Origin of the sequence: Streptomyces sp. B1866, assembly GCF_031932565.1 — a bacterium.
Taxonomy (GTDB): domain Bacteria; phylum Actinomycetota; class Actinomycetes; order Streptomycetales; family Streptomycetaceae; genus Streptomyces.
The window spans coordinates 1-10,629 of sequence record NZ_JAVSCF010000224.1; the positions used below are offsets into that span (position 1 = coordinate 1).

Genomic DNA, 10,629 nt, shown 5'->3' on the forward strand with positions numbered 1-10,629 from the left:
CGCCTCGCCCAGCACGCGCACCGCCCGCGGGTCGCCCCGGCGGGCGCCGTGGACCAGGTGCGCGGCCGCGGCCGGCGCGCCGCCGCCGCGGTCGAGGACCATCTCGGCGGCCTGGCGGTGCAGGGCGCCGCGCAGCGGGGCGGGAATGGTCGCCAGGAGCGCCTGCCGGACCAGTTCGTGGCGGAAGGCGACGGCGTCGCCCTCGCAGACCAGCAGCCCGGAGTCCAGCGCCGCCCGCAGCGCGGGCAGGACGACGGCGACCGGCTGGGCCAGCATGCGGGCCACGTCGTCGGGGGCGGCGGTCCTGCCCAGGACGGCGGCCACGTCGAACAGCAGCCGGGTCGCCGGAGGGTGGGCGGCCAGCCGCCGCCGCACCAGTTCGCTGAAGCGGCGCGGCGGGTGGCCGGCGGCGGGCCCGGCCGGCCGGGCCTGCCCGTCGGCGGTACGCACCAGTCCCTCCTCCACGAGCCCGTCCAGGAGCGCCAGTACGGCGGCCGGGTTGCCGTCCGCGCCCGCGAGGCAGGCGAGCAGTTCCGGGGCGGCCTCGGCGTGCAGCCGGTCNCCTCCACGAGCCCGTCCAGGAGCGCCAGTACGGCGGCCGGGTTGCCGTCCGCGCCCGCGAGGCAGGCGAGCAGTTCCGGGGCGGCCTCGGCGTGCAGCCGGTCGGCGGCCAGGTCGGCCACCGCGCGCTCGCCGAGCGGCCCGAGCCGCACCGGCACGGCGCCGCGGGCCTCGCGCAGCGTGGCGAACAGGCGGTGGACGGCCGGGCCGCCCTCCCGGTCGCGCCGGGCGAACACCCACACCAGGGGCCGGCAGGCGAACCGGGCGGTCAGGGCGCGCAGCGCGGCCAGGGTGGCCGGGTCGGCCCACTGCAGGTCGTCCAGGACGACCACGACCGGGCCGCGCCGCAGCCGCTCCTCCAGGCGGTGGGCGAGTTGGTCGGTCAGCCACACCGGAGGCGTCGCGCACTCGCCCGGCAGGTCCTGCGGGCCCTCCCGCGCGGCGCGGGCGGGCGCCGCGCGGGGCGGCGGCGGGCCGGGGCCGGGCGGCGGGCGCCAGTGGTGTCCGAGCGCGTCGGTCAGCGACGACCAGGGCACGGCCTGGTGGATCTCGTCCGCCGCCGCGTGCGCCACGGAGAACCCGGCCCGGGCGGCCGCGTCCACCAGGTCGGCCAGCAGGCGGCTGCGGCCCGCGCCGGGCGGGCCCTCCACCAGCGCCACCCCGCCGCGGCGCGGCGGGCCCGAGGCGGCGGCGAGCAGGCCGTTCAGCAGGTCCCACTGCCGTTCCCGGCCGCGGCGGCGCGGCGGGCCGGGGGCGGCGTGCCGCTGCTGCCGCGGTGGCGTACGGAAGGTCATGGCGGCCCCGTTCACGCGGATCGGGCTCCCGGACGGGCCGCTCGGCCTGCCGAGCGCGGGCCAGGGAACGGTCACGAACTGATGCGGTGGCGGCTGCCGTCGGCGGCGACCGCGGCGTCGGCCATGCGCTCCCGGGCGAACTCCCGGACCAGCTCCCCGAACCGGTAGTGCCGCTGGCCTCCCGTCCGGCCTTCGGCGACGCCGGTGATCCCGGGGGCGCCGCCGCCGGCGCCGGTCACGTCGGCGACCTCGACGGCCTCCACCAGCGACGCGTCGGTCAGCCGCATCAGCGCCATGTCGGCGGTGGTGAGGTCGGTGCCCAGGGAGCGGGCGGCCTGCGCGGCGGTGAACAGGGAGCGGGGCAGCAGCGCGAGCCGCAGGAAGGCCGCCTGGGTGTCCTCGTCCAGCCGGCGCAGGCACGCCTCCAGCCGGCCGTACAGGTCCAGGCCCAGGGCAGCCAGCTCCGACAGCCGGTGGCGTCCCCGGGCGGCGCGGATTCTGGCGACGACGGAGGAGACGCTGACCGGGCCCATCGCCGCCAGCCGCTCCCCGAGGAACACCAGTGCCAGCGGCAGCCCGTCCGTGAGCCGTACGGCCTCGGCGGACGCCTCCGGCTCGGCGTCGGTGCGCTCGCGGCCCGCCATGCGGGCGAGCAGGTCGACGCCCTCGCGGACCGACAGCCGGCTCAGCGGCACGGTGCGGGTGCCGCGCAGCCCGTACAGCAGGGAGCGGCTGGTGATCAGCACCGCGCAGCCGGCGCCGCCGGGCAGCAGCGGCTCGACCTGCTCGGCGCCGGCCGCGTCGTCCAGGACCAGCAGCAGCCGGCGGTCGCAGCTGAAGGTGCGGAACAGCGCGGTGCGCCCGCTGAGCGTGCCCGGCACGTCGTCGGCGGGCACGCCGACGCCTCTGAGGATCTGCTCCAGCGCGTCGCGCGGGGTGCGGGACACCGGGTCGGAGCCGCCGAGCGGGACGTACAGCTGGCCGTCGGGGTAGCGGGCGCGCACGGCGTGGGCGAGGTGGACGGCGGTGGCCGTCTTGCCGACTCCGGGCATGCCGACGAGGGACACCACGGGCAGCCCGGTGCCGCCGCCCGCGGCCAGCAGTCCGTCCAGCTCGGCGAGGAGGGCCTGCCGCCCGGTGAAGTCCGCGGTGTCCCGCGGCAGCTGGGCGGGCGGCGCGGGGGCGCGGCGCGGGGGCAGGGCGGGGGCGGCGGGCGGCGGGTCGAGGGCGGGCGCGGCGGCGAGCATGGCGCGCTGGAGCCGCTGGAGTTCCGGGCCGGGCTCCAGGCCCAGCTCGGCCACCAGGTGGCGGCGCAGGTCCTGGAAGACCTTCAGCGCCTCGCTGCGCCGCCCGGAGCGGTACAGCGCCAGCATCAGCTTGGCGTGCAGGCCCTCGTGCAGCGGGCTGGCGGCGGTCAGCGCCTTCAGCTCGCCGGCCAGCTCCTGGTGCCGGTGGAGCTGGAAGTCGGCCTCGATGCGCAGTTCCAGCGCGCGCAGCCGGCTCTCCTCCAGTTCGGTGGCGTGCGCCTCCAGGAGTTCGCCGCGCTCCAGGTTGGCCAGCGCGCTGCCCTGCCACAGGCTCAGGCCGCGGCCCAGCAGCTCGCGCGCGGTGGCCGGATCGGCGGCGTCGAGCGCGGACCGGCCTTCCTTGACGAGGGCGCGGAAGGCGGTCACGTCGATGGCGCTGCCGGGAACGCGGGCCATATAGCCGCTGGGCCGCGTCTGGAGAATGCACTCGCCGCTCTCGCCGGCCGCGGGGACCAGCGCGCGGCGCAGTTCGTAAATGTAGGTGTGGACCGCACGGACGGCCTTCTCCGGCGGGCGGCTTCCCCACAGCTCGTCGATCAGCACCTTGGTGGGGACGACCTCGCCCTGCCGGAGGATCAGCAGGGCGAGGGCCCGGCGCAGCTTGGGGGCGCTCGGCGTCCGCACCCGGGTGCCGGCCAGGACTTCGAAGTTTCCGAGAACCTGGAACCTCATAACGGGAGCTCCCCCGTTCACCGGTGGCGTTGGAAAGTGTCCTCGATCTTCGCTCCGCGATTCCAGGGACTTCGCTCCGCGATTGGGGACGAGGCCGAGCATACCGGCGGCCCGGCCGCACCGAATTGTCTCGCGGTATATTCCGGCTTGACCGGCATAACAGGCCGTCGATCGGCGCGGTGCGGCGCCGGGAACCGGCGTGGAAACACCCGGGAAAGGCCCACCCCACCCGCCCGTCAAGTAGATTAACGCATCATCTGACGGGTCGCGCGGCGTATGCCCGCCCGTATCCGCCGCCCGTATGCACCGCCGTATCCGCCGGCGTGTTCACGGCGCGTCCCGCGCGATATCACCCCGGCGCGTCGTGGACCCGTCCCCGGCTGGTCACCGCCGGGTTTCCGACGCCCGCCCCTCGATCAGGGCGATCAGGCCGTCGTCGATCTGCGTCGCGCCCCGGAAGGACAGTCCGGCCGCCGTGAACAGTTCGGCGAACTCCGGCTCGGTGCGCTCCTTGCCGCCGAGGAACGACAGCATGATCATGTCGAGGAGGGTTCCCGTGGCCTCGTACGGTCCGCCGCTGTACAGGAGTTGTTCGACCAGGATCACCCGGGCTCCCTCGGGCGCCACGGCCGCGATGTTCCGCAGGACCCGCACCCCGGTGTCGTCGTCCCACATGTGCAGCACGTTCTTCAGCAGGTACACGTCCGCCACGACGGGCACCGACTCCTGGCAGTCGCCCGCCACGAGCGCGCACCGGCCGGCCAGCCGCCCGCCCGCGCGCAGCTCGGGGTCGGCGGTGTCGACCACCGGCCGCAGGTCGAACAGGATGCCGTCGAGCCCGGGCCACCGCCGCAACAGGGCCCGCAGCAGTTGGCCCCGGCCGCCGCCGATGTCCGCGACCGTCTCGTCGCCCGACAGGTCCAGGAGGTCCACCAGGCGCCTGCTGTCGCGCTCCATGTTGCCCGTCATGGTGCGGTTGAAGACGTCGGCGGCGCCCTGGTCCTCCGCCAGGTGGGCGAAGAAGTTCTTGCCGTGCATCTGCGCGAACATGCTCCGGCCGGTGCGCACCGCGTCCGCCGCCAGCTTCTCGACGCCCTGCTGGGCGAGCCCCATGCGCAGCATGTCGGCGGCGGACCCGGCGGCCGTCGGGTCCAGCAGCCGGGACAGGTCGGTGTGGCGGTAGCGCTGGGGCGTCACCTGCTCGACAATGCCGTGGGTGGCCAGGACCCGCAGCAGCCGGTTCAGGGCGGCGCGGTCCACCTCCAGCCGCCGCGCGAGGTCCGCGACGTCGCTGGGCTCGTCGTCCATCGCCTCGAAGACGCTGAGGTCGAGTGCTGCCACCGCGAACGCCGTCAGGGCGCCGCCGAACGCCAGCGCGGCAAGTCGCTGGAGCACTGGGCCGGAGTGCGTGAGCTCGCGTGCCATGGTCGCCTCCTTCGTCCCCCGGTTTCCCGTTGATACCGGGTTCCCAGCGTCCCGGCTCGGCGGCGCGGCCGGCGGCCGACCGGAATACAGCCGTCCGGACGTGCGGGGTGCGGCGCTCGCGCGGCGGCGCCGGCGGCGGCCGGACGCGGTGTGCACCGCCCGGGGAACGGCCGGGTGGGGGATGTGACCGGCGTCAGTGCTCGCCGGGTACGGCCCGGTGCACCGGGCCGTGCGCGGTCAGGCAGTGCTCGACGCGCGGCGCCTGGAGGTGGTCCACCTGGAGGGTGGTGTGCGTGATGCCGTAGGCCTCGCCCAGCAGCCGCTCCAGGTCCTCGCGCACCGCGTGGCAGTCGCCGCCCTCGGTGACCAGCACGTGCGCGGACAGCGACACCTCCCCGGAGGTGATCTGCCACACGTGCAGGTCGTGCACCTCGGCGACCTCCGGGTGCGCCGCCAGCCGGCCGCCGACCTCGTCCGGCTCGACGCCGGAGGGGGCGGCCTCCAGCAGGATGCGGCCCGAGGCGCGCAGCAGGCCCACGCCCGCCCGCAGCATGAGGGCGACCACGACCAGCGAGGCCACGGCGTCGGCCCGTGCGAAGCCGGTGACGAGGATGACCACGCCGGCCACGGCCGTGGCGGCGAAGGCGTACAGGTCGTTCAGCACGTGCTGGAAGGCGCCTTCCACGTTGAGCGACGTGCGGTCGGCCCGCGACATGCACCAGGTTGCCGCCACGTTCACCGCCACTCCGGCCAGGGCGGTGACCAGCACCGGCAGGCCGGACACCGCGGGCGGGTCGACCAGCCGCCGCACCGACTCGTAGCCGAGCCAGGCGCCGAGCAGCAGCAGCGACAGGCCGTTGGCCTGGGCGGACAGGATCTCCGAACGCTTGAGGCCGTAGGTGTACCCGCCGCGCGCGGGCCGCGCCGACAGCCGGATCGCGACGAGCGCGAGGACGATCGAGGCGGCGTCGGAGAGCATGTGCGCGGCGTCGGAGAGCAGGGCCACCGACCCGGAGAGCACGCCGACGACGACCTCGACCGCCATGAAGCCGGTGATCAGCGCGAGGGCGGTGGTCAGCCAGCGCCGGTCGGCGTGCTCCGACACGCCGTGCGTGTGCCCGCCGTGGCCCGCCCCGTGCCCGTGCGCGTGAGCGCCCATTCGGTCCTCCTTGGATCGTCACCGGGGACTTCGCTCATTGAAACAGGGCCCCGCCGCCTTCTCCAAAGGCGGCAATGGACACGGTTATCAAAAAGAAGAGGAGCGGATTTCCGTATGACCGCCGACGGGGGAATGCGCCCGGCTCGCGGCGGCCTGTTCCGCCCGGCGCGCGGTCAGCCGGCGCCGCCCTCCAGGCCGCCCTCCGCCTCCAGGAACAGCTCCCGCACCGCCGCCAGCACCTCGGCGTCCGGCTCGGCCCACATGCCGCGGCTCGCCGCCTCCAGCAGCCGCTCGGCCATGCCGTGCAGCGCCCACGGATTGGCCTCCTGGAGAAACGCCCGGTTCTCCGGGTCGAGCAGGTAGGTACGCGCCAATGTGTCGTACATCCAGTCGGCTACCACGCCGGTGGTGGCGTCGTAGCCGAAGAGGTAGTCGACCGTCGCGGCGAGTTCGAAGGCGCCCTTGTAGCCGTGCCGGCGCATGGCCTCGATCCAGCGGGGGTTGACCACCCGGGCGCGGAAGACCCGGGAGGTCTCCTCGTGCAGCGTGCGGGTGCGGACCGTCTCGGGGCGGGTGCTGTCGCCGATGTACGCGGCCGGGGCGGTGCCCTTCAGCGCGCGCACGGCGGCGACCATGCCGCCGTGGTACTGGTAGTAGTCGTCGGAGTCGGCGATGTCGTGCTCGCGGGTGTCGGTGTTCTTGGCCGCGACCGCGATGCGGCGGTAGGCGCTCTCCATCTCCGACCGGGCCGGCCGTCCGTCCAGCCCGCGCCCGTAGGCGTACCCGCCCCACACCGTGTAGACCTCGGCGAGGTCGGCGTCGGTGCGCCAGTCGCGGCTGTCGATGAGCTGGAGCAGGCCCGCGCCGTACGTGCCGGGGCGGGAGCCGAAGATACGGACGGTGGCGCGCCGCTCGTCGCCGTGCTCCGCCAGGTCGGCCCGGGTGTGGGCGCGCACGTGGTTGTCGGCGTCGGCCTCGTCCAGCCCGGCGACCAGCCGCACGGCGTCGTCCAGCAGCGCGACGACGTGCGGGAAGGCGTCCCGGAAGAAGCCGCTGACGCGCAGCGTCACGTCCACGCGGGGGCGGCCGAGCTGGTCCAGGGGCACCGGCTCCACGCCCGTGACCCGCCGCGAGGCGTCGTCCCACACCGGGCGCACGCCCAGCAGGGCCAGCGCCTCGGCCACGTCGTCGCCCGCGGTGCGCATCGCGCTCGTCCCCCACAGGGACAGGCCGACCGACTCCGGCCACCGGCCGTGGTCGGCGCGGTAGCGCTCCAGCAGCGAGTCGGCGAGGGCCTGGCCGGTCTCCCAGGCCAGCCGGCTGGGCACGGCCTTGGGGTCGACGGAGTAGAAGTTGCGGCCGGTGGGCAGCACGTTGACCAGGCCGCGCAGCGGCGAGCCGGACGGTCCCGCGGGCACGAAGCCGCCCGCCAGGGCGTGCACGGTGTGCGCGATCTCGTCCGTGGTGGCGGCCAGCCGGGGCACGACCTGCCGGGCGGCGAAGTCCAGTACGGCGGCGACCTGCGCGCCGCGCTCCAGGGGCAGGCCCCGGCAGACCCGCTCCACGGCCTGCGGGGCCCAGTCGGCGTCCTCCATGGCCTGCACCAGGGCGCGGGCCCGCTCCTCGGCGTCGTCCGCGCCGGCCCGGTCGGCGGCCGACTCGTCCAGGCCCAGCGCCTCGCGCAGGCCGGGCAGCGCGGCCGAGCCGCCCCAGATCTGCCGGGCGCGCAGGATGGCCAGCACCAGGTTGACCCGCTCCGGGCCGGCCGGGGCCTGGCCCAGGACGTGCAGGCCGTCGCGGATCTGGGCGTCCTTGACCTCGCACAGCCAGCCGTCGACGTGCAGCAGGAAGTCGTCGAACTCGGCGTCGTGCGGCCGGTCCTCAAGGCCCAGGTCGTGGTCGAGCCTCGCGGCCTGGATGAGCGTCCAGATCTGGGCGCGGACGGCGGGCAGCTTGGCCGGGTCCATGGCGGCGATGTTGGCGTGCTCGTCCAGCAACTGCTCCAGGCGCGCGATGTCGCCGTAGGAGTCGGCGCGGGCCATCGGCGGCACCAGGTGGTCCACCAGGACGGCGTGCGCGCGGCGCTTGGCCTGGGTGCCCTCGCCGGGGTCGTTGACCAGGAACGGGTAGACCAGCGGCAGGTCGCCGAGCGCGGCGTCGGGCGAGCAGGCGGCGGACAGGCCCGCGTTCTTGCCCGGCAGCCACTCCAGGTTGCCGTGCTTGCCCAGGTGCACCATGGCGTCCGCGCCGAAGCCGCCGTCGGCCTGCGGCGAGGCGATCCAGCGGTAGGCGGCCAGGTAGTGGTGGGAGGGCGGCAGGTCGGGGTCGTGGTAGATGGCGATGGGGTTCTCGCCGAACCCGCGCGGCGGCTGGATGAGCACCAGCAGGTTCCCGAAGCGCAGGGCGGCCAGCACGATCTCGCCCTCGGGGTCGCGGCTTTCGTCCACGAACAGCTCGCCGGGCGGCGGGCCCCAGTGCTCCTCGACCGCGTCGCGCAGCTCCTTCGGCAGCCGGGCGTACCAGCGCCGGTAGTCGGCGGCCGGGACCCGCACCGGGGCCGCGGCCAGCTGCTCCTCGGTGAGCCAGTCCTGGTCGTGGCCGCCGGCGTCGATGAGCGCGCGGATCAGCTCGTCGCCGTCGCCGGACGCGAGGCCGGGCAGCGCGCCGGGCCCGTCCCCGGGGCCGAGGTCGTAGCCCTCGACCCGCAGGCGGCGCAGCAGGGCGACGGCGCTGGCGGGCGTGTCCAGGCCCACGGCGTTGCCGATGCGGGCGTGCTTGGTCGGGTACGCCGACAGCACCATCGCCAGGCGCTTGGCGGCGGGCGGGATGTGCCGCAGCCTGCCGTGCCGTACGGCGATACCGGCCACGCGGGCGGCCCGCTCGGGGTCGGCCACGTACACCGGCAGGCCGTCGGCGTCCACCTCCTTGAAGGAGAACGGCACGGTGATCAGCCGCCCGTCGAACTCCGGCACGGCCACCTGGGTGGCCGCGTCCAGCGGCGAGACGCCCTCGTCGTTCTCCTGCCACGCCGCGCGCGGACCGGTCAGGCACAGCGCCTGGAGGACGGGGACGTCCAGCGCGGCGAGCGCGCCCGCGTCCCACGCCTCCTCGTCGCCGCCGGCCGAGGCGTCGGCGGGCCGGGTGCCGCCGGCCGCGAGCACCGTGGTGACGATCGCGTCGGCGAGGCGCAGCGCGTCCAGCAGCCCGGGCTCGGGGGCCCGCAGCGAGGCGGTGAACAGCGGCAGCGCGCGGCCGCCCGCGTCCTCCACGGCGCGGCACAGCTCCTCGACGAAGGCGGTGTTGCCGCTCATGTGGTGCGCGCGGTAGTAGAGCACGGCGACGACCGGTCCCGCGGCGTCCTCGCGCGCGGTCCGCTCCAGCGGGCCCCAGGCGGGGGCGGGCGCGGGCGGCTCGAAGCCGTGGCCGGTCAGCAGGACGGTGTCGGACAGGAAGCGGGCGAGCTGCGCGAGGTTGGCGGGCCCGCCGTGCGCGAGGTAGGCGTGCGCCTCGGCGGCCAGCCCCACGGGCACCGTGGACGCCTCCATCAGCTGGGCGTCCGGCGCCTGTTCGCCGCTGAGCACCACCACGGGCCGGTTTCCGGCCAGCAGCGCGTCGAGCCCTTCCGGCCAGGCCCGCAGGCCGCCGAGCAGGCGTACGACGACGAGGTCGGTGCCGTCGAGGAGCGCGGGCAGGTCGTCGAGAGCGAGCCGGGCGGGGTTGGCCAGGCGGTAGGGCACCGGGCCGCCCGCCGCGCGGGCGCTGAGCAGGTCGGTGTCGGACGTCGACAGCAGCAGGATCACAGCGGGCCTTCCTCGGGGTCCGCGCCCCGGGCGGTCGAGGACGGCGGGAGTTCCTGGCTCGCCCGGCGGCTGCCGGGCTGACAGTGGCGGGACCGCGCCGGATTCACACCGGCTTCCTCCCCTGACGCCGTCCATGGCATGCGGCGGGCCGGCCGGCCCGCCGCTCGGTGAGCATAGTAGGCGGTGCTGACCTGGAACGGGACGGTCAGTCCGGACGGATCGTCGGTATGCTCGCCGCCATGCCCCCTCCCCCGACAACCGCCTCACCCTGGGATGAAACACCCATCCCACGAGCCCCAGTGGAGGCCTCGTCCCTCTCCGGCGCGGCGGGCCGCGGGCGCGCCGACGCCTGCCCCGGCGCCCTGCGCCTGCACCCCGCCGACGACGGCTTCCTGGCCCGCGTACGGGTGCCCGCAGGCGAGTTGACGGCCCGTCAGGCCCTGGTGCTGGCGGCGGTCGCGGAGGATCTGGGGGACGGGCTGCTGGACCTGACGTCGCGCGGCAATCTCCAGGTGCGGGGCCTGGGCTCCGGCTGCGGCGGCGAGTTCGCCGACCGGCTGCGGGCGGCCGGGCTGCTGCCCTCGGACCGGCACGACCGGGTGCGCAACGTCGTCGCCTCGCCGCTGTGCGGGCTGGACGGCGCGGGGTACGCCGATGTGCGGGCCTGGGCCCGGGAGTTGGACGCGCTGGTGTGCGGCGGCGGCACGGCCGGTCCGGGCGCTCCGGCCGAACTGGCGGGCCTGTCGGGCCGCTTCCTGTTCGCGCTGGACGACGGGCGCGGCGACGTGGCCGCGCTGGACGCCGATGTGACGTTGATCGCAGAGCCGGACGGCGGCGCGGCCTTGCGGCTCGGCCCGGCGGGCCCGGGCCGGGCCGCGGCGGCGCGGCCGGACGGCGGGGCGCCGCCGGAC

At 76.1% G+C, this 10,629-nt stretch carries 4 protein-coding genes, 3 pseudogenes and 1 riboswitch; of the genes and pseudogenes, 1 reads left to right on the forward strand and 6 read right to left on the reverse strand.

The window, feature by feature from the left end; translation table 11 throughout:
- The 6 genes and pseudogenes from RKE29_RS23495 to cobN all read right to left on the reverse strand — a co-directional run.
- A pseudogene (locus RKE29_RS23495) lies at positions 1-450 on the reverse strand (LuxR family transcriptional regulator); the annotation flags it as partial.
- A gap of 356 nt (positions 451-806) precedes the next feature.
- Positions 807-1,355: pseudogene (locus RKE29_RS30850) on the reverse strand (ATP-binding protein); the annotation flags it as partial.
- A gap of 71 nt (positions 1,356-1,426) precedes the next feature.
- Positions 1,427-3,334, reverse strand: a complete 1,908-nt coding sequence (locus RKE29_RS23500; RefSeq protein ID WP_312007577.1) for a BTAD domain-containing putative transcriptional regulator — start codon at positions 3,332-3,334, stop codon at positions 1,427-1,429.
- A gap of 384 nt (positions 3,335-3,718) precedes the next feature.
- Complete coding sequence (locus tag RKE29_RS23505; protein WP_312007579.1) at positions 3,719-4,759, reverse strand: methyltransferase; 1,041 nt, start codon at positions 4,757-4,759, stop codon at positions 3,719-3,721.
- A gap of 193 nt (positions 4,760-4,952) precedes the next feature.
- Positions 4,953-5,918, reverse strand: coding sequence for a cation diffusion facilitator family transporter (locus tag RKE29_RS23510; RefSeq protein WP_312007580.1), 966 nt, complete (start codon positions 5,916-5,918; stop codon positions 4,953-4,955).
- Positions 5,919-6,091: 173 nt separating this feature from the next.
- Positions 6,092-9,718 (reverse strand): cobaltochelatase subunit CobN, encoded by a 3,627-nt coding sequence (gene cobN / locus RKE29_RS23515; RefSeq protein WP_312007581.1) that lies wholly within the window; start codon positions 9,716-9,718, stop codon positions 6,092-6,094.
- Positions 9,719-9,765: 47 nt separating this feature from the next.
- Positions 9,766-9,837, reverse strand: a riboswitch (cobalamin riboswitch).
- A 108-nt stretch (positions 9,838-9,945) separates the two neighbouring features.
- Here cobN and RKE29_RS23520 point away from each other — a divergent pair.
- Positions 9,946-10,629, forward strand: a pseudogene (locus RKE29_RS23520) (nitrite reductase); the annotation flags it as partial.